Genomic DNA, 21,903 nt, shown 5'->3' on the forward strand with positions numbered 1-21,903 from the left:
CGATGAAAAAGTTTCTATTTATCTTAATTTCAATTTGTTACTCACTTGTACACACTACATTTGTGCAAGCAAATTGGTATGAGGTAACCGGCACGTCTACTGTCGTTTCGTCTAACGAGATGGCAAAACTTCATGCCCTAGAAGATGCGATTTACCGAGCCGTTAGTTTTTCTGGCGCAGACATTGGCAGCATCAGCAATATAAGGCCACTCCTACATGCTGATAAAAAAGAGTACCAGTTTGCCAATAGTGAGATCCGCTATATCCTTGTTGACCGCTATATCTCTACTAACAATATGATGTATGCCTCCATCCGGATAGATATCTACCCATCGGCAACAGGTTGCCACGTGGAACAATACAAAAAGACTGCATTACTCAGCAACATAGATGTCGCTTCCCCCCAACAAGCAGTAATGGGTCAGATTTATTCCGTAGGGGATGACTTCACCAAGATCGTTAACAGCCAAATTAACGACCAATCTGTTAGCTTTGTATCTGTCGGTACTACAGACTTTGCTATTGCCAAAAACGATCCAACTCGCATACAGATGATTTCTCAAGATACCGGAGCTCAATACTTAATTAGTGGTGAGATAACGGACTTAACCGCAACGGTAGACAAAAAACTTATTCGAGATGATGTCATAAACCGTCAGTTTGCCGTCGATATTCAAGTTTATGACGGTAAAACTGGTCACGAAGTGTTTAGCAGAAAGTACCGTGAAGTTGCAATGTGGCCTTTTGCAAAAACCAGTCAAGTTGATACAAAAAGTGCGCGATTCTGGGCTTCAACATATGGCGAAATGCTCATACGCGTGAGCCGTAATATCATGTTAGATTTGGAAGCCGAATTAGCCTGCAAAATCACACTACCAGAAGTGGTTGCTAAGTTTGGCGATAAAATTACTATCGACTTAGGACGAATTCACGGCGTACAAACAGGTGACAAACTGCATTTGTGGCATACCAGCTCCTTTATCGATCAAAATGGCCTACCGAGAACAAAAGTATCGCAAACTGACATCACTTTAACGGTATCAAGAGTGTATGACAAAGGCGCAGAAGTAACCGTTGATCAACAAGATATGGCAACAAGCGTACAAATTGGCGATGTAATGAACAAACAGTTATAAAAGCACTAAATGAAGGTTAACATCTTAAAAGAATTAAGTATCATATGACCTATGCTCCCGTGGCACAGCTGGATAGCGCAGCCCCCTCCTAAGGGGCAGGTCATAGGTTCGAATCCTATCGGGAGCGCCATATTTAAAGGGCTAAGCGGTTAGTAACCACTTAGCTTTTTCTCTTTTTAGATTTCTGTGTAGCAAATATGTAGCAGATTTTTTGTCGAATAAAAAACGATAGTGTTACTCAGTGCACAAGAATCTTATCCGCGTTTAGTCATATTTAGTTCTAAAAAAAGCAGTTTTTGCTCTCCCAATATTCGAGGAATAGAAGGAGAGCTAAGAATTAGTTAGAATCATCCGGTAAACAAAGGAGTCTGTATATTTTCAGGAATAGAGGCACCTGCTTGTCGAAGTAGTAGCTTTAAAGTCTCAGTTAAGCAATCAGTGTCTTGTGATACGTCCAACTGAAGCCCTAATGCTTGTAGTGATGGAGACACAGGTAAGTCGCCTTCAATACTGTATTCCAAAGAATGGAAGCTTTTTAGGGATTCGTCTGCATCACCAATAGGATGTAAAATGGTCATAGAACATACCAAGCTATTATTGTTTGCCCTATTGTGTATTCCATGTACATATTTCATTGTGCATTCAGGCAAATATCTCGAAAACGCTAGGTTGGGGTAAGTATACTTAGCATCAAGGACTATTAGCTGAGACGACTCACTTTCCTTCCGAACCTCAACAACTACATCAGGACACCTATGTGAATATTTACCGTAACTCGATCTGCCTACAACTTTTCCTTGTTTTAGTACTTTACCTTCAGAGTTAATATATGAGCTCTCATTGGAGCGAGAATGTTTAGGCATCCAGTATGTAGGCTCTCTTACCAAGATTACTTCATTCCCATCAATATCGTGCATAAAAGTACTAATAGACTGCGAATTCCTTAGAGGGTTGAGAATGTTATTAAGAGATTCACCTACTCGATAATAAGAGTAAGATTCGAACAACGTAGGTATACTCTTTATAGCTAAAAGGTTTTGATACACCGACCAATCTGGGCAGCTTCTTTCAAACCAATTTATATACTCTATGAAGACACCTCTATAACTCTGTTGAGCTTCAGCTTTCTGCGTCAATATAGGTCTTTCAAGTACATAACTTGTGACCGGAATTGACCTATCTATACTATGTTTTAAAAACTTCAGTCTATCGATTACTCTAAGACAACGTTCTATTTGGTTACCGAGAAGCTGTTTCTTGAAACGACTAACTTGAGTAAAGAACGAAGAATAGCCATCCGGCATCTGATCATGAAAAGTCGGTTCTAAAGAGTTAGTTTTATTGTAATTTGATAGCTGTTTGTCTGCTTCATTTAAAAGAGTTACAACAAAACCATGTACAACTTGGTTTTCATAGAGGTTTGAATTTTCTTTTAGCACAGGCACTTGCACCGAATGTGCTTTATACATTCTACTATCAAGCTCAAAATGCGCACGATCTATATCGTCAACCTCTTCGACAACTGATAAGTTATCTAGTAACCACCCTAATGCTCCATCATCTAAATCTTCCTCTCCAGACGCTTGGAGAACTTTGTGCTCTGGTAGCAACTTAGTAATCGGCTTCGCAAACAAGTGCTCGAAAAGAAACGATAGTTTGTCAATAGTTTGCTCTAACCTTTCTAAGCTTCCATTCGGAGATGTAGACCCTTCTTTAAACCCAGCCCCATGTTTTGTTGTTTGGAACAACGAGTGAAGTTGGTCGTCGCCCAAGGTTGCCAAGTAGGAAAGCATGTCTTCAACATTCTGCGCGTTTAGTTTAGACGCAAAAACCTCTAGTGGAGCAAAATTCTTGGTTATTCTATTTCCGTTACAATCTTCAAGTTCAACAGACAACTCTGCTAGGCCAAAATAGTTAATAAATAGGCATTCTAGTGAACGATTCTTGAGGCGCTGTGGTTTCCAGACAAATGTTACACTATCTTCACTATATTCGACGTAAGTTGCAGGAATTCGATGATCGTAGAGATTTAGACTTGCGCTTTCGAAATCAGAGGGAGCCCTTAAAAATAGTTCTATTACTTCATTCTCTTTCACCCATGAAGCTAGCTCCACTTGCGAACTTACCTCACATAGACGAATAACCTCGCCATATCTACTGCCTGATTTTATGTGGAGCTCTAAATACATATTAGACTGCTCCTAGAAGTATGAGTATGAGCCTGTAAATTCATTGCCACTAGCCAGTATTCTTTCAATGTGAGCTGCCGAGCGAGGGTAAGTTTTATTTACTATACTCAGCAATTTCTCTAAGCGTTTTCTGAATGCAGCCCCATAGCCTTCAATGTGAGGTAGAATATGTTGCTGAATAGCAAAGTCCATCGCAGCCTCTGAGCCAATCATTTGTCCTGCGACATCACAATAATTTGTAATTGCGTTAACTTTTCGCCTACTAATCGGAATTGATTTTCCGAGTACAGAGTCACGAATACTCAATGTATCAATAATCTTAGCTAAAATTGATTCATCAGCTTTTGACAATTCTGCATACTCTGGCACAAAAAGCTCCCTCAGTTTAGATGAACTTATTGAACCATCAAGCTCTAGGCTAGTTGTTTCCACAATCTTGTCTGAGGGGACATCCAAAGTAATGACGGGCACTCGATCGATTAATCGAGGAGATAATTTTTCTGTCGTTGCATCATTATTTATCGTAGCAATAAACCTTGTATTATCTCCAACTTTTAGGAATCTATGACTCTCATGTGGAATACCAGTATCAATTGGACGGTTTAGGTTTTCTAAGTCACATAAAGCTAGAAAATCAGACCAATAATGCTCCATACTGGACAAGTTAGCTTCGTCTAGGAGGATTAGCTTTAAAGCATCATTTTCTTTAGATTCTTTCCTAGAAAGAAAGCTGTATAGTCCCGTTCTTGACTCCTGATATACATCTTTGAGAGAGTTGTAAAAGCCGAGCGTATCTCTACTTGAAACCCAGCCACGGCCAACAGGAACATACAAGAAGTTTTGGTCTCCTTTACTACTTCCTAAATGCAACGCTTTTGCTAAGCGTGTTGCTGTGGAAGTTTTACCTGTTCCTGGAGGGCCAGATAGTATAGTAAGAAAAGATTGATTCACTGAAACGATTAGGTTCGTCATTTCTTCTTTATTGAACATTCTCCCATTGTCTTGAGCAAAATGAGCCCCTATGGCATCTACTACCTTTTCAGCAGTTTCTGGCTCAGATTGACTAAAGATAACCGGACTATACTGTTGTGCAGGTTTAGAGACTGAAGCCGATTTACCGTTTAGGACGCGATTAATTGCTTCCATCTCTCCAATTTTCTTTGCCAGCTCTTCTGTATCATTACTCTTTAGAGTCGCCTCAAAACCTTTAACCGTCGACTCAAGCCTTTTGGAGTGTTGCTCGTAGTAGTTACACGTATTTTTTAACTCCTCAATCTCATTCACAAGTGCTAAATGAGCTACTTTATCATTAACTTTTTTCTCTAAAGACGTTTGCTCTTTTTCGAGAGCAACAATATTTTCACTCAGCTCTTGCTGTTTTAGCTTCAGTGTTTGCCTTACTTCATCTTCAGTTTCTGCTGCAATTCTAGCGATTTCATCTTGTGCTTCCTGCCTCTTTTTCGCAACGCTATTTGTGATTTGAGCAACCTCGTGCTCCTTTGCAGCAACCTGAGCTTGCTGTTCTTGCAACTTTTGCTGAATTTTCTTTTCTTCAGCTTTCGCATCTGCTTTTACCTTATCAATAAAATCGCTCAGTAGAGTTGATTTGTTGGCTTTTACATAATTATTTAAGAATACTTGGCCGGAATTACTATCTAGATAATTCTTAACAAGTTCAAAGCCAATATCCGCTTCAGTCAGATATCGATCTAGTAAACCTTTGAGGCGCTCAAGGCGTTCGTCGTACTTTCCGAATTTATTAGCTTTTTCACTACTTGTAATAATTTGCTGTAGCCGCTCTGCCTCTTTTTTTCCTAGTCCTTTAGTCTGCTTACCGAAGCCCAACTGGTTGACAACTTTAATTAATTGATCATCCGAAACATAATCAATACTGCTTTTGTCGTTGCGGTGTGAAGAAAGTTGCTTGAATGAGGAGACAAATAGCATCGACTCATCCTCGACTTTAGTTTCGACTAAACAATCGGTAACCCCACTCAAAGCAAACCGACCAATGTAACCTTTACCAAAAGATAAGCTTGGATGAACATACGGCTCAACAATATATCTGTCATCTTCAGTTTGGCTACTAGTCAAAGGACCAAATAAGTGACCATCATCGAGAATAAAAAACGGGCGAGCTGGCGGCGTAATACCCACAGGAAGAATTCCATTCTCTTTGCTGGGTAAGGGAACAGAAACAATTGGCAATAAAGTACTGGGAGGTAAATCGGAAAATGCAGATTCGTCGCGCGCCCAATAGCGAGGAGAGCCGCTTTGCTGTGTTTTTTCCTCATCAAGGTTGTGAGTCTTTAAGATGAAAAGCTCATTTGTCTCATAGTTAGTATCTATATATGGATATCCCTTTGAGACTAAAACATCTTGAGGGTAGTCATGTCTAATTACTGGAGCAAACTCCTCAGTGTCTGAAATACTCAATATTGGTGTCACAAAACCTTGATTTTCATTTAGTTGTGTGGATTTTATAACGACTAACCTATTAAGAGCCTTTTTATCCTGCATTTGTCTACCTAACCAATCGATTTTCTGCCTGAAATAATTTTGAATATTATACACTTCTATAATTACTTAACGCCTAATCATTATATGGTTATGCGATTGTTTTAGTTTGTTCTTTGACGCATATCATACACTCTAAGAGTTAATTGATATGAGCGGTGCTTTTGACATTCAGACACGCGGCAACGTACTTGCTTAAAGCAGCAATGTTATATAGTTTCGGTTCAAGCAGAGACGTATGACAAGCTACTGAGATTATCTTTAATAGTTAAATAGGCATAATTCAATACAGTTCTCAGGAAAACCATTTTAGCCTACCCCATCAAGTTTAAAAATTATTAGTCCAAGCATGCTCCTTCCCCAAGCTTTCGATCTATATGAAATACACTTATTCACAGAACTCCAAGTTAAAAGATGGCGCGAGCTTTGATTCAAAGCGCCACTGCATAAAACGAGTCACAATCGCTTTACCCATTGCAGTAACACCTTTGAGCACTTTCGTTAGCTCAGTTTCACAGTAGAGCGTTGTTTTCACCTCACCTGTGCTTTGGTCTACTGACAGCTCATAGTAAGGATGGATGGCTTGCTCTTTTCGGCCACAAAACACGCCACCCATTTTCTCAATGAAGTTTTTCCAATCGCCTTTATCTGCTGCTTTGAAGATATCTTTCAGCTTTTCAGGTAACTGCATAGCATTTTTGAGTCTACGTAACTCACGCCACACAGTGACCGAGCAGCCACCTAATTGTTGAAACTGGCGAATACCCCAGCAAGCCGCCCATGCATCCACTCTGCAAGCAGCATCTTTTGGGTCTTCACCGTATACACCTGAATCTAGGTCACTACCATCAATGTTCTTAGACACGTACTTGGCGATGTAGCCTGTTGCACTGCCTTTATTCGGGTCGATTTTAACTTCTTTGAAACGGTGCTCACCTGCCCCTTTCTCTTCACTGTCCTCACGCATTGCATACTCTCGCATCACCTCGACCATATCTTGGTAAAGGTGCGCTTCCACAAACAGCAATAAATGCCAGTGAGGGGTGCCATCGTGTTGTGGTTCAGATACTCGAAAACCGTAAAAAGGAATATTGAGCCTGCTAAGTTTAGAGCGAATCAGTACCCAAATTTCGTTAAGGTAGTGTTGACCATCTAATGGAGTAAACCCTTGCCAGTTTGGGTTCTCATCACCAGTTGTCGCGTAGGCTCTGTGATATTTAGATGGACAAGTGATAGTAAGAAAAGCGGATTGGTGACCATGACTTTTCGCCAACTCTTCAAAGCCTCTCGCTCGCATCATCAACTCGCCCTTGCGTATCTTTGGATCAGCAACACCTTTTTGCGAAAGCTCTAGCAGTGAAAAGCTTTCTCCATTTTCATTGGTAGCAATAGTGTTGGCTAGAAACTCTTGCTGATACTGCTTTTGAGCGATACGGGCTTTGAGAGTATTGTTCGAGCAGTAAAGGCTGCGCTTTTTGTTCACATAGTTGAGATGGTGAAACACTACCTCTAGGTTCTTACGAAGTACTCTTCTAAGCCTTCTTAACCACCAGTTCTTATCGCTGTAACGACTGATTTCACCTTGTAGGCTATAACCTTCAAGTGGTTCGATACCCTTTTGGCCTACCATAGGCCGAATACTCTCTAGAACTAATTCGTCATTAAGATATTGGCGTCTTAACGCCAATACTGCACTGGCATAACGCTTGGCTTCTTCTCGCAAGTCATCTTCGGTTAGATTAAGCCTCAGCTCTTTGAGTGGAATATCGAGCTTATCAGTGATGTCTTTAACCGTAACGCGGAGGAAAGTATTGCGGTCAAATTTAGTTGGGCGAGCAAAATACTGTTTGAGTAGTTGGCGCTGAATAGGAATCGGAAAGCAAACAAGCCTTTGCTGAACAAAGGCCTTATCATCCCAATCAACATTAGAGAGGTCTATTACTTCTGACATATCGCTATCCTCCCCTTATCTGTAATCTCGAACTTGTCCCACCGGATACCAAAGGCAAAGTATGGTTCGTAGCGAATGAGTCCTTGCTGCAGTAATCGGTGAACCGCTCTCGTATGAAGGCGAATAGGCATCTTACGGCGCTCTCGTATAACGCCATTACTAGGGCCATAGTCAGAGCATCGGTTAAACGCGTTGCCCTCTTTCATCCATTCAAGCAGCTTGATTTGTTGCTCAGTCAAATTAACCTTCATACGCGCCTCCTTGAGAAAGGTGATCACGTTTTTGTTGGTCATCCAACCATTGGTCTAAATCTTCTTTTAGGTAACGCACTGCCCGACCGATTTTGATAAAAGGAGGCGCAATAGCGCGGTTTCGACGTTGGCCTTCCATTCTGCTTTGACGCAGGAATGAACGGCTCATACCGATATAAAGGGAAGTTTCTTGCTCTGTGTAAGCTCGTTTTTCAACATGGGCTTGTACCATTTTGATATCTCCTTGTGTTGTTGGAGATTCAAACTTAACTGACCCAACCGTCATATGACGCTCACGATGACGGTTTCAATGACGATTATTTTTGCAGGTCGATAAACTCCCTGACTCTAGGTAGAGTATTTGAGCGAAATGAGCTGTATTTCATGCTATTCATCGTATCGCCACGACCAAACCAGTTAACGACATCATTGGTCATCTCATCAATAACAGCTTCGATATCGTATTTTCGGCGACCATCCTGAATGACATCATTTTTTATAAGCTCCCAAATATCTCCTGCCTCGATATCAGGATATTCTTGCAAGACGCGATGGATAATTTGAGCGAACGGATGAGTCAGTGTTTGTGGTTTCTTGATTGTTGCTTCCAGCTGAGACACAGCGGAACCCATTAGTGCTTCAATTTCTTCTAAATCCAGTCGAAGATTGTCTGGGCTTATGGTGATAGGTTTGGTTTGTAGGCACGGTGTATCATCTGCTTTTAAACTTGCATCCATCTGTTGGCCATATCCTCTAACCAAATTATTAGCCATGTTAAAACCCAAATTTTGCACTGCGTGAAGCAGCTTCTGTTCATGAACTAACCGAACATAAGCGAGAAAGTTTACAGCTGGGCATTTATAGAAGTTGCTCCTATATTCAACCAAACTGCTTCTAATTTCCCCGAATTTGGTTCCAACACTACCCCAACGCTTCACCTTTTCCGGTTGCTTAACAATAACTGACGAGACTTCATGAGATTGCAACTTGAGTGCAAATTGGACAGATTCTTTACCATATAAACCGACGATGCCATCATAATCAAACACGCCACAAACCGCGTAGTTCTCTTTCGGGTGCTGTGCACCTAACCGTTTCAAGTTTACACGCGCACTGAACGACAGCTCGCCATTTTCAACCAACTCAAGCACGTCTCCCTTAGTTAACGGCGTCTTTTGTTCTATCTCTTCAATGCGTATAAACCGACGTTTTACGACCATAATCCTCTCCATAGGTGAGTTATTGTTATCACCCCATTTAACGCGATCATTCGTCGGTTTCCAACCTTGAGATGACTGGTTGGAGAGACTTTATACGCTACTGATAAGAAGGAAATTATAACCGTAAGAAACCGTTAGATAACCGGATTTAACCGAATGTCTAACCGGAATCGATACCGTTAGAAAGTTATTTGGTTCGGTAACATGAGTATTTAGCCTACGGTAAACTTTCCCCTCATTATACTGGTTACCTATGGTTACCGAGCTAGACCAAAGCGGTTAGGTTTTCGGTTAATTTGCAGGTTTCATTCGGTAACTCATGACAATTTTGTTGACTTTCAACGCTACTTTTCTGAATGCTTCACTTCTTAAAATTGTCTAGTGCAATATAAGAACTTTAGAAATTGCCAAACCAGCTCATAAAGCGATTTAGAAACACTTCCTCCACTAATCTTTAATCAGCATATATTCGAACTTTTTCAAAATCAGCTCCTTACGTGATTCAATAAATAGTTCGTAATTTTCAAGCTTCCACAGCTCCTTATCTCTAGGAATAAGATGCATATCTAAATAGGCTTCATTTTTACCTTCAAACCAATCCTCAGGCAGGATGTCAGTTTTAGCACCATTTTCTACAGCAGTGAGCAGCATACAATTGCCAATTTGGTCCCTCAATGGAGCTTTATAACGCATTATATTCATAGCGCCAGTATCTGGGTTAGGATCCTTGATAGTCTTCAATATCGACTGAGGAAATATATGGTCAACTTGGGGCAAGTTATTGTGGAACGATGGCGTATAATCGAACTGCTCATACCACATATTAAATATTAGATGAATATCTTTAGACCCGTACTTTCGGCTCAAAATAGTATCAACTGTCACATCTAAATTACGCCCATCAGCCCTAATAACACCAAAAAGTTCCGTTACATCAAACTCTCCTTTATCATCAATGTGCTTAGTGCATTTATCAATGAGGTTGTCAGGTGTTCCACTGAATGAACCAGTCAAGAGTGTACGTAGCACATAGCGATTTAAGTCAGTAACTGCGCTCCATTTGGTAGGGTACTTATACCTAAAATAAATAATAGGAATCAATGTTAAGTAGGAGGGCAATGCTCTATCAGTACGGATAAAAGTCTTTCCGTACAAGAAATCCTTTACATCTTTTATCGCATCTGAAAGTTTTTCCCAATTGTTTATAATAGAGTCTTTGGTGGAGCCATCCCTAAACTTAGCAACATCGTAACGAGCGCCCTTACCCAAAAGGGTCAAACATGTTTTGAGGATGAAGTCTCTTGTAAAATCATACCCTTCACGATTCAAGTCATCTAACAGCTCCTCCATTTTTTCTTCAGCATCTTCCCAAGAAGATGTAAGAAGTGAAAACAACAAGTCAGATTTCCCTAGTTTGGTTCCACCATCATTTGCCCGAATAAAAATTTCTACCACATCATTTTCTGTATAGGACTCAGGACTATCAATACTATCCAACTCTTGATAAACCAATACTTCCTCTTCACGGAACACATGAAACATTTGGCTCAAGTTATCTTCAATACGGTCACGCTGCTCTTCTGTTAGCTCCCAACCCGATTCGCTTACTATCTTACGACAAAGTTTACTTTGCCTATCTCCAAAAAAAACAAGATCCTTGAACTTCACAAAAGGAAACTTAGCGCTCTCTGAATTAAGAAACTTAAACTTGAATCGAATATCTTCTGGCGCTACTAAATCACCGCTTAAGATATCAAGATAAAGCTCTTTTCCTTCATAACTACCACGTAAACCGATAAACAGGCTTTGTAATCGCTGCTGACCATCAAGTACAAGTAACTTGGCTTTACTATTTTCCGGCACATAATAATTAGTCAAACGAGTGCTTGAGCGATAGTTGTCTATAAACTTTCTATGTTTTATTGCTGATTTCGTTCTCCATGCTAGTAAGGTACTAATTGGATATTTGCGCATCAGAGAGTCAAAAAGCCTTTCTATTTGCTCCTCTTTCCACACAAATGGGCGCTGAATATTAGGCAACCAAAAACCGCCGTTGGCTTCTTCATTGTTAAGGTGTGTAACTATCTTTCTTATTGTTTCTTTTTGATTTTTCATAGTTTCTCTCATCACAACTTTGCAGAAGATCACACTAGCATTTTTTACCACCGCAATCAGTCGAACAATGCACAGTATCGCGACAAGGTTAATTCTAGCTAATGTGACTATTTGAGAGCTATCCCGCATATATAATATGGTATGGCAAATTCTGTCTTTTCCGACTCTTCTGCATTATCGATATAGACACTCATCAACACAACAACGCTTTAATTATCAAAAAGTTAAATTAAAATTACTAGGCAAGGCCTTAGAAAGGTTAATTCTACCCAATCATACTAACCGCAGCGGCCTTATGCTCTGGGGCTAAATGCGCATACCTTAGCGTCATTTTCAGGTCAGAGTGCCCCAGCAGCTCGCGAACAGTATTTAAGTCCACGCCTGCCATAACAAGCTTGCTTGCAAAGTGATGCCTCAAATCGTGAAAGCGGAAGTTTTCAATGCCCGACTCCTTCATTAATCGTAACCAAGGTTTTTTGACATCGGTTAAAGGTATGTTTTGAGAAATAAACACGTGCTCAGCTTCAGGGTTTTGGCTGCGCCATGTGGTTAAAACATCAAGTATTGTGTCATTGAGTGGAATGGTTCGTCTTTTCTTTGATTTTGCATTTTCTGCTCTAACCGTCAGGTAGCGTTGTTCGAACCACACATCATTCCATGTTAGAGATAGCAACTCGCCTTTACGGACTCCGGTATGCATTGCGGTTAGAATTAGCGGTTCAATGTAGTCAACAAAGCGCAAGCCATCAAAACTAGGATACTGTCTTCGTGCTGAACGGTGTTTGTTACCAGAGATTCGGTTGTCTCGAATGCGTTGGTCTCGGTCTTTAATAGCCTGAAAAAGAGCTGCTTCTTCTTGGTTAGAAAGGTAGCGAGTGCGAGTATTATCCTCTCTCGTAACTTTGATTTTATCTAAGTTATGGGAGTCGATAACATCCCATTCAACAGCTCGGTTTAGCGCAGCTTTTAAACGACCAAGAGAATAATTGATTGTTGATGTCGCTCTGCCTAACTTACGCCTTTCCGCTACCCACTTTTGAATTTCCCAAGCGTTAATATCCGCAATATTTTTATCGAGTAAAAAAGCGAAGCTACTGATTATGTTTCTATATGCTTTATAGGCAGTTTTTGGGTTCAAACCATTTAAGTATGGTAAGTAATCCTTTTCTAAGAACGTACGTAGTTTGAGGTTCTCCCTCATTGTATGGCGCTTCGATTCTTTCTTTAACAACTGTACATCTTTGCCACTCGCCACCAATCCAGCAGCTTCTTTTGCTAGATCTCTGGCTTGAACAGGTGTGAGTGATTTAGCCGAACCAAGTAGGTAGTTGCACTGGATACCTTTGAGGCGATAATAGAGATAGTATTTAATGAGGCCGTTTTTTGAAATCCGAGCATGAAAACCGGATACTTCGGTATCGTTCATGCGCCCGTCTTCCACTCTAAAATTCTTAATAGAGTTTATTGTGATTTTCTGTTTAATCGCCATTCATACCCACCCGAGACTGCCAATTTCTGTGTAGCAAATATGTAGCAGATTGAATGTTAAAACACGAAAATCGGCGAACCGGAATGAACAAACAAAATGAACATATCTTATTGAATTAAATAACATAATAGCACATTTTTGTGCATGGGTGTTTATGGCTAAATAACGCTTTTTCATGCTCCTAAGGGGCAGGTCATAGGTTCGAATCCTATCGGGAGCGCCATATTTATCAAGGTCTTAGCTAGTTTTTAGCTAAGACCTTTTTAGTTAATGTCCACATTTTGACCACAACTTTCAATTCTATGTAGCAGGCCTTACCTTCAGTCACCAATCGAAATTTGCTAGGATTGCATTCTGCCTTAAGAGCTTAAAAGAGAAGTATTATTCATTATGATCCAATCACCCTCTGACAACGACTGGCCATTTGAGCAACCTAAGAACTGTTCAGTTTTCACTACACGACCAATAATGGATGGAGAGCACCCAATACAGATTGTGTACCATGATGTAGATGACGGTGGCTGGCAATTCTTAAGCAATACCGAACTAAACATGGAAGATGCTATTTTGGTTGGTCTTGGAAAGGTTGCCGAGCTTGACCCCTCTGTTCTGGAAATTGCTCACATCAACGAAGGCTTTCATGCATATCGTGATAGTTCAGAGGACAATTGGATCATTGAGAAAACACCTGAAGCTTGACAACTAGAGAGTCACCTGATGCCTAGATATATATGTTTTTACGATAGAGCTAGTGATGAGCTTATAGGGGAAGTTTTACTTCCTCAATTGACTTTGTCTCGACTCCAAGACAATCTTTGTATCGATAAGGACAATCCTATGTATGACTGCTTTCAAGTTAAGCCGGTACATGTTGATTTTTTCAAAAGCATAACTGATATTCATTTCGAGTTTGAGAAGTATGATTATTTTTTAGAGTACTCAGCTAATACTCATCTCTCTAAATAAACAAGGCGTGGTATCGGTTTGTAGCAAATAAGGAAATCAATACCTGCTGCCTCCCCCACACAATAGACACGAATGACCTTTTCATTTCCCCAAGCTTGAAACGCAATATTTGAAATACCTTCTTTCTGGATATTGAATAGTACTATATCGTCTTGTACCAATTTAACTTCAACCCAATTTTTCCCACTTGGGGAATGAGAAAAAATCAATTTGTCACCATTTTCATATGGCAAAACAAACGAGAAGATACCTTCATCACGGTCATATTCTTCAGAATAGCCAAAACCTCTTTCAAAGAAATCTAATTCTTCAGGAAATTCATATAACAAACTCAAACCTCTAGTTATTAGCAAGTAGTAACTTCACTCATCCACCAATTCAATTCGTCATCCAATTCTGAGACACTTTGAACTACTGTTGATTTTTGAATCACCCTCTTTTCCGTATCTATATCTAAAGCTTCCAACTCAAGCTCACCGCTTTCCCATAAAGTAGCTCGAGAAATAACTTTGTCAGTATCCAAATCAATAAATCTAGCCTTTTTCTCGTGGCCTAAAGTACCAGTAACACTAGCTTCATAGCCTTCTATAGATAATATTGCACTTTTAGAGCTTTTCCATTTCCCTAAATACTCTAGATATTCGTTCATTGATTGTACGGTTTGGGACGGTAAATGAATGTAGCATAGCTATATGCCAACTAAATGAAAGTGAAAATTTGGTTTAATCTCTAAACTCATCTCTAACCATCTCCCAAACTCCAATTAGGATTGGGAGAGTAGTACCGATGATACCGCCATATTCAATGCCCTTTGCAGTCACATTCGCTGTCAACAAGTCAGGATGTCCAACAGCCAAAGCCACGCCAGCACTGATAAGCGCCAAACCCTTTTTAGTCGAAGGCTGGTCGAGGTCGATACCCATTTTCTCTTTGATAAACTTCTTCATAACACTTTCCATTGTTTCAGGTACTTGATCGCAAACACTGCACTAAGTAACTAACACATTCCGGTAAGAAAAGCATTTGGCTTACAGCAATCTAAACCTATCCTTGCTGGTGGAAGCTGGTTAACACTATAAGATAGCTCTCTTGGGTTATTGGTTTATAGCGGTTAAAGGGGCGTACCATACATTTTGTCCATTACGAAAACGTATTATGCCCTAATATTGATGAGTACAATGGGAAACAATGCATTCAACTCTTTCGTTATCCATAAATTGAATATTCTAAAAAATGACAACCATGCCCCTTCTTCAAACTAAAACATATTATCTAGATAATATTGCTTCCCACGTAGCTAATTTTCACAAAGCCTAGGATATAAATTAGAACTACCTAGGCCTAAAATTGTATCCATTGTGCCTCTGATCTGGGCACTGAGTAGGGTAAACAAAAGGACGATACGTTACACCATAGTTTTGAGCCATATCCATAACAAAATGGAACCTGTGAACGCGAGTCTCCTTATGAGAATATTCTAAATTCCAGAAGGCAAATAAAGCCCAAGCTACAGCAGAAATCTCCTCAACAGTAGCCCCAAAATGCTCACACATTTGAAACATTCTACCAGAGGTATATGATGGCCCCATATGTGCGGGCATATCTGCCAACCTAGCTGACTCAATAAAAGGCGACGTTTCTTTTAAAGTTAGATATTTTCTCAAACCACTGTTGTTGACTCCCCATCTAAAATCATTAGTCCCCTGCATGGTAAGCTTTCTTCTAGTATACTTACCTTGATTGTTTTTCTCTAAAATTGTACATTTGTTCTTACTATATGGAACTCGGCTACTTTCTGGATTCATCTTCCTGAATACTTTCTCTATATCGTGAATAGCCGCTACTTTATAAAATATAGACGTAGTTGAATTTGGGTTAGTTATTACAGATTTAATCCCCTTTCTTCTGTAGTAATGATAATATGTACCTTTGTAAGTTTTAGTTCTGGAGTAAATAGTATCCACTATACCTTTTAGTTTCGGCAGTTGATCTAAGTCAGCTTTGTGCAAGTAGTCTAACACGTCACCTAGCTTAACTAACAAGCTATCTAATTGGTTCCTAATATATAACGAGTTTTTTACTTGTATCGCTAGTATTTTTTCTCGAGCCATATTAAAATCTGATCGAACCTCACCAGCTAATGCTTTAGCTAGATCAATGTTATTATCATAAACTCTTGATTCTGCATTTTGTCCGCGTACATACCTTGTAACCCTACTAGTCGAAGATTTCATCCAACTTGATAGTACTGACAATATTTTCGTTCTATTTGCCTTGATATAATCCCGTAGCTCTGCATGACTAAAACTTGAGTCTAATTCCTTTATAATACGAGTTAGTACCGTTGCTGGGCTGCCCTCAAATGGGTGTAAATCCCATTCATTGTTTGAAAGATTACGGGTCCTAAAAAAGAGCTGAGGGAGAACAACAGACCAGTTAACATTATCTTTATGAAATTTCACACTACCTTTAACTTGGGCTACATTATTCAATACTACTTCATAAAACTCATCAGACTCATCCTCTAGTTCACTATTTACAACTAATTGAAGCTCTTTTTCTGGGACATCCAGAAGGTCACCTCTCAACTGCTGTATCACATGAGCAACTTCGTGAAGTATTAACTTGCTACCTGAAAGCTTATCGGACTCATATTCATCAGGTAAAATATAGATATCCGTACCGTGTGTAAACGCCTTAGCATTTAGCTCATATGGTAGCTCGCTTATCCTAATGCGAATAAAAGAAAGGTCTGTTGCGAACATTTTTTCTAATCTACTTAAGGTCTCAGAATCGAGAGGCTCGCCCGTATTAACATTACCATACTCAAGTTGGCTAGCAATGTTTTCACTATTTATCTTGATATTATTAATCATTTGTTGAATTTGATTGTTCATTAATAACACCAACAATACGCTAACCTCTTACTCATGCTAGTTATAAATAGAATACAGTTAAGGAATAAAAGCCATATACTACATAATACTGATAAGTGAGCACTTTATTAAAGTTGTTAGTCATATAAATAAATCAAACTAATAATATAACAAGTTCAGTCCATCCAGAGCTCGGGTTTAAAAGCTTTGAGGATAAATTATTGCATACCAGGATATTTATGTACTCGTATATAGGAATAAAAACCAAAGCTCATTAGCACTCTGGAGCCGCATAAGCATATTTCAAAGTCACCTTGAGAGCGGAAAGCTACTGTAGCATGCGGAGATTGTTTATAGTCCATTTCCGACAGATCAAGATTATTTGCATAGTAATTTCTCTAGTCATAAAAGTGAAAAGCCTACATTAATTCTATTCTTTCCTTCACTCTTAGCTTCGTATAAAAGAGCATCGGCTTTTGAAAGAGTTTGATCTAGTGACCACTCGTCTTTATCAACCCTAACAAGCCCACCGCTAACAGTAATTGAAAAATCTCCACTTGCTTCCAGAAAGACTTTATTCATTATTGATGTTCTGACTTTGTTAGAAGCCTGAGTTGCTTCATGTCGATCTTTTGCCAAAAATATCCAACAAAACTCCTCTCCACCGAGTCGAAAAACTCTCCCTTCACTGTGGCTGAAATGTTTTTGACTAATGGAGTACTTAATAACATCATCACCTACATCATGCCCGAACATGTCATTGATGTTTTTAAAGTCATCTATATCAAAATAAAGCAAATACACGCCATGTTGTATAGGCAAAGACTTCCAGACATTCTTTAGCGCCAACCTATTTCCAATAGAAGTAAGAGGATCTGTTTCAGCCAGTGCAAAGGTCTTTTCTTGAACTTTGATTCTTAGAGATTCATATTTAAATGATATCGCCCAAACTAGAATATATGGCATTGAAAAGTTTAATAATTTCAGGTATGAAAAGTTATCTATAAAATGAAAACTAAAGAATATGAACACCAAGGTCAAAAGTGAGCCTGTGATTACTGAAGCTACAAACCGATTGAATAGAACATGGTAAAGAGGCGGTAAGGTAAATATCCACAAGGCAATCCAAGATCCTTGATGAGAAGAGAAAACAGCATATAGAACGACTAAGCTATACAAAGTAGCCAAAGCTAGAATTTCGTATCCAACCACTTCCTGCTTTCTAACCCGAAGGTAAACAATTAACCCTGTAATTGATATTAGTATCTCTGCAAACGCGAGAGGATAATCTTTAAGATATACATTCACAAAAAACAATGCTGCGCTTATGAAAGCTAAAATAGGGCAAATGAATTCTAGTAATTGATTTTTAAGTTGAAAGGGAGCATTACTTTTTTCAAAAAAATGGCTCATATACAAGCCTCCTTATTTATTTCCATAGCCCTATTGATAAGCCTATTATCAACCTATCATTTAACTTCTTATCTTGTACTTGCCTCCACTCACATTTCTATTTTTTTAAGAGTACTTACTCGAATTACTAGTTAGGTATTTTATGCCAATACATAGACCGCACTGCATAGTACTACAGCTATGGGCATGCCTATTGATAAGGCTTAATACAATCAATAAAGTACTATCTAAAACTGAAGAAACTACCATCATGCTTCATGGGAATTGATGATCGTTCACCTCGAAGGAGCAGGTTTTAGGATCGTCCCGATGGAGTGGGCCTCTCAATTTGAGTACAACATGACAATGAAATATCTATGCGATATTTATCATTTTTTGATGTAATTGATTGCAAAGTCAGTATTCATTAGTTTGTTCAGACTATAAGTTGTACTTCTCATTCGTTGCCTGTATGATCTTTGGCGAACTTTTAACCACTGGTTTGATATGTTGCCGCAAGAAAAAAACAATTTCCACCTATTCCAATCCTTAAGCACTCATCAACTAGACATCCGCTAGCTCAAATTACCCACATACTTTTAATACAGCTCGTGTCACAAAGACCAAATATCTGTACTAACCTCTATTCTCAATTACACTAAATTTTCATAGTAAGAGTTATATATGAATTCCCAACAAACTGAAGCCGAGTCTTCAGAAGAGCCATACCTTAAAAAGGTTGATAACACATCCAATGGACAGGCAAGTAACGCAAACCACGATAGCGATGCCATCCCAGCAATAGAAATTCGAGGACTATACAAAGTATTCGGAAATCATGTGAAACGTGCCCTTGCACTGAGTGAGCAGGGAAAGTCTAAGCAAGACATTTTGCAGGAAACTGGGGCAGTTCTTGGCATTGAAAACGCCAACTTTAAAATCAACAAACGCGAAATTTTCGTTGTAATGGGGCTTTCTGGTAGCGGTAAATCGACCTTAATTCGATGCCTAAACCGATTAATAGATCCTAGCCGAGGCGAAGTACTAGTTGATGGTCAAAATATTTTGACGATGAACAACAAACAACTCAATCAAGTTCGTCGTTCAAAAGTGTCAATGGTTTTCCAAAACTTTGGGCTGTTTCCGCACCGCAACGTGTTGAGCAATGTGGAATACGGTTTAGAAGTCTCTGGTGTCGACAAAGAAACCAGAAAAGAAAAAGCCAAAAAATCTCTCGATCTTGTTGGCCTAAAAGATTATGAAGCAAGCTTCCCAAGTGAGCTTAGTGGTGGTATGCAGCAGAGAGTTGGTCTAGCTCGAGCATTAGCAAACGATCCTGAGATTCTACTCATGGATGAAGCATTCAGTGCTCTTGACCCATTAATACGTACTGAAATGCAAGATGAGTTGCTCGAATTGCAAGCCAAGATGCACAAGACCATCGTATTCATCACTCACGATCTGGATGAAGCACTCAAACTTGGTGATCGAATCGCAATCATGAAAAATGGCCAAGTCATTCAAATCGGAACACCTGAAGAAATCCTCACTCACCCAGCAGACGATTACGTTGCGAGTTTTGTAAAACAAGTTGATCGCTCAAAAGTCATCACAGCAGGCTCAATATTGACGAAAGCACCGAGCATTACGCTTCCCCAGAGTGGCAGTAAAGTAGCGGTACGAATCATGGAAACTCACAAAACAACTCACCTAATAGCCGTCGACAGTAACCGACACATTCAGGGCTTACTAACACTAGAAGATTGTTTAGCGCTAGAGAATTCGAGCATTTCGTCAGTTGAATCTAAGTTAAAAATGGATTTCATGATTGTTTCTAAAGATACCCCTATTTCGGAGCTTCTAGGGGCTGTTCTTGAGTCAGAATACCCGTTAGCCGTAACGGATGAAGAAGGGGCTTTCATGGGCCAAATCGACAAAGCATCTGTATTAGCCGAAGTAGTAGAGAATGAAAGCAACGATGGCCTTACGACTCTTGCTCAATACCGAAAAGCGCTGGCAAAGAATGAAACTCACAAGGCTTAATTATGATGAGAATTAATATTGGTGACGGCTTTGCGGCCATGATTAACTGGATGACCACTCACATGGGGGGCTTTTTTGATGCAATAAGCACTGTCATCTTGGCATTGGTTGACGGATTAACGTTTATCTTAGAGCTACCAAATGCTTTCGTAATGGTTGCTATATTAACCATAATAGCTTGGTTTACCTCTGGTAAGAAAATGGCCGTGTTTACTGTATTAGGCATGCTGCTAATTGTGAATCTAGGCCTCTGGACTCAAACGATGGAAACTCTGTCGTTGATTATTGCTGCGGTTATTTTCTCTTTGGCGCTAGGGTTACCTCTTGGGATATGGTCTGCTAAAAGCGACACCGTTGAACGTGTAATGCGCCCTCTTATGGACTTTATGCAAACTCTGCCAGCATTTGTTTACCTCATTCCAGCAGTAATGCTATTTAGTTTAGGCCCTGTGCCAGGTGTTTTAGCTACCCTCATATTCTCACTGCCACCAGTGGTGCGATTAACTAACTTGGGCATTCGCCAAGTGCCGAAAGAAATCAAAGAAGCAGCGATAGCTTTTGGCTCATCTCCTTCACAGATTTTATTTAAAGCCGAACTTCCACAAGCAATCCCTACGATTATGGCTGGAGTCAACCAAACCATTATGTTAGCGCTTTCGATGGTGGTTATCGCGGGCATGATTGGTGCTGGCGGCTTAGGAAATGAAGTGTTGAAAGGCATTACCCAACTACGACTCAATGTAGGCTTCGAGGGTGGTGTTGCTATCGTAATACTTGCTGTTTATTTAGATCGAGTCACTCAAGCTTTAGGTGGCAAACGTAAAAATTCCAAAGGATAAAATACTAATGAAAATGACAAAGAAACTAAGAACGTGTCTTGTCAGTGGCTTAATGCTGTTTACGGCATTAGGGTTAACGGCATGTGATAAAACAGAAAAGCCAACTGAGAATAAAACGGCTAACTTGGTATATGTAAACTGGGCTGAAGGTGTAGCTTACACACACTTAGCTAATGTCGTTCTAACTGACAAAATGGGGTATGACGTCACCTTAACAGCTGCTGATGTAGGACCTGCTTATATATCTGTCGCGCAAGGTAAATATGATGCAATGATGGAAAGCTGGCCAGTATTACAAAAGTCGTACATCGACCGTTTTGGCGACAAGCTTGTTAACCTTGGAAGCATTTACAAAGGCACACAAGTAGGCCTAGTTGTGCCAGACTACGTGACAATCGATACTATCGCACAACTTAAAGACAACGCTGCTAAGTTCGACAATAAGATTGTTGGTATTGACGCAGGTGCTGGCTTAATGAGCTCCGTCGAAAATAAAGTAATGCCAGAATACGGTCTTACGAACATGAAACTTATCGCATCAAGTGGCCCAGCTATGACAGCTGCGTTGGGTAAGGCGATTGCTAAGAAAGAATGGATCGTCGTGACAGGTTGGACTCCTCACTGGATGTTCAGCCGCTGGCACCTTAAGTTCCTTAAACAAGACCCATCGAAACAGGTCTGGAGCAAAGGTGTTATCAATATCCTTGGACGCAAAGGGTTAGGCAAAGACAAACCAGAACTGAAAGCTTTCTTGAGCAACATGCACCTCACTGATAAGCAGCTTTCTGGCCTTATGCTTGATATCAAAGATAAGAAAGAGAATGAAACTCTCGATCAAGTCGCTCGTCAATGGGTTAAAAATCATGAGCAATTAGTTGATAGCTGGATCCCTGCAACTAAATAACACATTCAAAAAAGC

Annotated in this window: 19 protein-coding genes and 1 tRNA gene; 7 read left to right on the plus strand and 13 right to left on the minus strand. The window is 39.8% G+C overall.

Annotated features, from left to right (window positions below):
- Positions 1 to 2: 2 nt before the first annotated feature.
- Positions 3 to 1,136, plus strand: a complete 1,134-nt coding sequence (locus L7A31_RS15735) for a flagellar assembly protein FlgT (RefSeq protein ID WP_237362711.1) — start codon at positions 3 to 5, stop codon at positions 1,134 to 1,136.
- Between the two features lie 53 nt (positions 1,137 to 1,189).
- Positions 1,190 to 1,266, plus strand: a tRNA-Arg gene (locus L7A31_RS15740).
- A gap of 217 nt (positions 1,267 to 1,483) precedes the next feature.
- Here the strand turns inward: L7A31_RS15740 and L7A31_RS15745 are convergent.
- The 8 genes from L7A31_RS15745 to L7A31_RS15780 form a co-directional block, all read right to left on the minus strand.
- Positions 1,484 to 3,325 carry a hypothetical protein gene (locus L7A31_RS15745; RefSeq protein WP_237362712.1) on the minus strand — a complete coding sequence of 614 codons (1,842 nt, stop codon included), beginning with the start codon at positions 3,323 to 3,325 and terminating at the stop codon, positions 1,484 to 1,486.
- A gap of 12 nt (positions 3,326 to 3,337) precedes the next feature.
- Positions 3,338 to 5,845 (minus strand): ATP-binding protein, encoded by a 2,508-nt coding sequence (locus tag L7A31_RS15750; protein ID WP_237362713.1) that lies wholly within the window; start codon positions 5,843 to 5,845, stop codon positions 3,338 to 3,340.
- Between the two features lie 385 nt (positions 5,846 to 6,230).
- Positions 6,231 to 7,793: a replication endonuclease gene (locus L7A31_RS15755; protein WP_237362714.1), complete on the minus strand. Its 1,563-nt coding sequence runs from the start codon at positions 7,791 to 7,793 to the stop codon at positions 6,231 to 6,233.
- Positions 7,781 to 8,044 (minus strand): helix-turn-helix domain-containing protein, encoded by a 264-nt coding sequence (locus tag L7A31_RS15760; protein WP_237362715.1) that lies wholly within the window; start codon positions 8,042 to 8,044, stop codon positions 7,781 to 7,783. Before L7A31_RS15760 ends, L7A31_RS15755 begins: the two co-directional genes overlap by 13 nt.
- On the minus strand, positions 8,034 to 8,276 hold the full coding sequence (locus tag L7A31_RS15765; RefSeq protein WP_237363581.1) for a helix-turn-helix transcriptional regulator: 243 nt from the start codon (positions 8,274 to 8,276) through the stop codon (positions 8,034 to 8,036). Before L7A31_RS15765 ends, L7A31_RS15760 begins: the two co-directional genes overlap by 11 nt.
- A gap of 85 nt (positions 8,277 to 8,361) precedes the next feature.
- Complete coding sequence (locus tag L7A31_RS15770; RefSeq protein WP_237362716.1) at positions 8,362 to 9,264, minus strand: hypothetical protein; 903 nt, start codon at positions 9,262 to 9,264, stop codon at positions 8,362 to 8,364.
- Positions 9,265 to 9,711: 447 nt separating this feature from the next.
- The gene (locus L7A31_RS15775; protein ID WP_237362717.1) at positions 9,712 to 11,379 is read right to left on the minus strand and encodes a GmrSD restriction endonuclease domain-containing protein; all 1,668 of its coding nucleotides are present in this window, start codon (positions 11,377 to 11,379) and stop codon (positions 9,712 to 9,714) included.
- 265 nt (positions 11,380 to 11,644) lie between these two features.
- A complete protein-coding gene (locus L7A31_RS15780) occupies positions 11,645 to 12,868 on the minus strand; it encodes a site-specific integrase (RefSeq protein WP_237362718.1) in 1,224 nt (407 codons plus the stop codon).
- Positions 12,869 to 13,258: 390 nt separating this feature from the next.
- On the opposite strand from L7A31_RS15780, the gene L7A31_RS15785 reads away from it, so the two are divergent.
- Positions 13,259 to 13,567 carry a hypothetical protein gene (locus tag L7A31_RS15785; RefSeq protein ID WP_237362719.1) on the plus strand — a complete coding sequence of 103 codons (309 nt, stop codon included), beginning with the start codon at positions 13,259 to 13,261 and terminating at the stop codon, positions 13,565 to 13,567.
- A gap of 18 nt (positions 13,568 to 13,585) precedes the next feature.
- Entirely contained in the window at positions 13,586 to 13,834 is a 249-nt protein-coding gene (locus L7A31_RS22300) for a DUF7683 domain-containing protein (RefSeq protein ID WP_435532899.1), read from the plus strand.
- On the opposite strand, the gene L7A31_RS15790 is transcribed toward L7A31_RS22300, so the two are convergent.
- The 5 genes from L7A31_RS15790 to L7A31_RS15810 all read right to left on the minus strand — a co-directional run bounded on the left by L7A31_RS15790 (position 13,819) and on the right by L7A31_RS15810 (position 18,123).
- Entirely contained in the window at positions 13,819 to 14,163 is a 345-nt protein-coding gene (locus tag L7A31_RS15790) for a hypothetical protein (protein WP_237362720.1), read from the minus strand. The genes L7A31_RS22300 and L7A31_RS15790 overlap by 16 nt on opposite strands.
- A gap of 17 nt (positions 14,164 to 14,180) precedes the next feature.
- Entirely contained in the window at positions 14,181 to 14,483 is a 303-nt protein-coding gene (locus L7A31_RS15795; RefSeq protein ID WP_237362721.1) for an immunity protein TriTu family protein, read from the minus strand.
- A gap of 73 nt (positions 14,484 to 14,556) precedes the next feature.
- Entirely contained in the window at positions 14,557 to 14,781 is a 225-nt protein-coding gene (locus L7A31_RS15800; RefSeq protein WP_237362722.1) for a hypothetical protein, read from the minus strand.
- A 384-nt stretch (positions 14,782 to 15,165) separates the two neighbouring features.
- The gene (locus L7A31_RS15805) at positions 15,166 to 16,731 is read right to left on the minus strand and encodes an eCIS core domain-containing protein (protein WP_237362723.1); all 1,566 of its coding nucleotides are present in this window, start codon (positions 16,729 to 16,731) and stop codon (positions 15,166 to 15,168) included.
- A 381-nt stretch (positions 16,732 to 17,112) separates the two neighbouring features.
- Positions 17,113 to 18,123 carry a GGDEF domain-containing protein gene (locus tag L7A31_RS15810; protein ID WP_237362724.1) on the minus strand — a complete coding sequence of 337 codons (1,011 nt, stop codon included), beginning with the start codon at positions 18,121 to 18,123 and terminating at the stop codon, positions 17,113 to 17,115.
- Positions 18,124 to 18,786: 663 nt separating this feature from the next.
- Between L7A31_RS15810 and L7A31_RS15815 the strand changes: the two genes are divergently transcribed.
- The 3 genes from L7A31_RS15815 to L7A31_RS15825 are packed head-to-tail and all read left to right on the plus strand — an operon-like array spanning position 18,787 to position 21,888.
- Positions 18,787 to 20,145, plus strand: a complete 1,359-nt coding sequence (locus tag L7A31_RS15815) for a quaternary amine ABC transporter ATP-binding protein (RefSeq protein WP_237362725.1) — start codon at positions 18,787 to 18,789, stop codon at positions 20,143 to 20,145.
- A 2-nt stretch (positions 20,146 to 20,147) separates the two neighbouring features.
- Complete coding sequence (locus L7A31_RS15820) at positions 20,148 to 20,984, plus strand: ABC transporter permease (protein ID WP_237362726.1); 837 nt, start codon at positions 20,148 to 20,150, stop codon at positions 20,982 to 20,984.
- Between the two features lie 7 nt (positions 20,985 to 20,991).
- A complete protein-coding gene (locus tag L7A31_RS15825) occupies positions 20,992 to 21,888 on the plus strand; it encodes a glycine betaine ABC transporter substrate-binding protein (RefSeq protein ID WP_237362727.1) in 897 nt (298 codons plus the stop codon).
- Positions 21,889 to 21,903: the final 15 nt, after the last annotated feature.

The sequence above is a fragment of the Vibrio marisflavi CECT 7928 genome (assembly GCF_921294215.1).
GTDB classification, from domain to species: Bacteria; Pseudomonadota; Gammaproteobacteria; order Enterobacterales; family Vibrionaceae; genus Vibrio; species Vibrio marisflavi.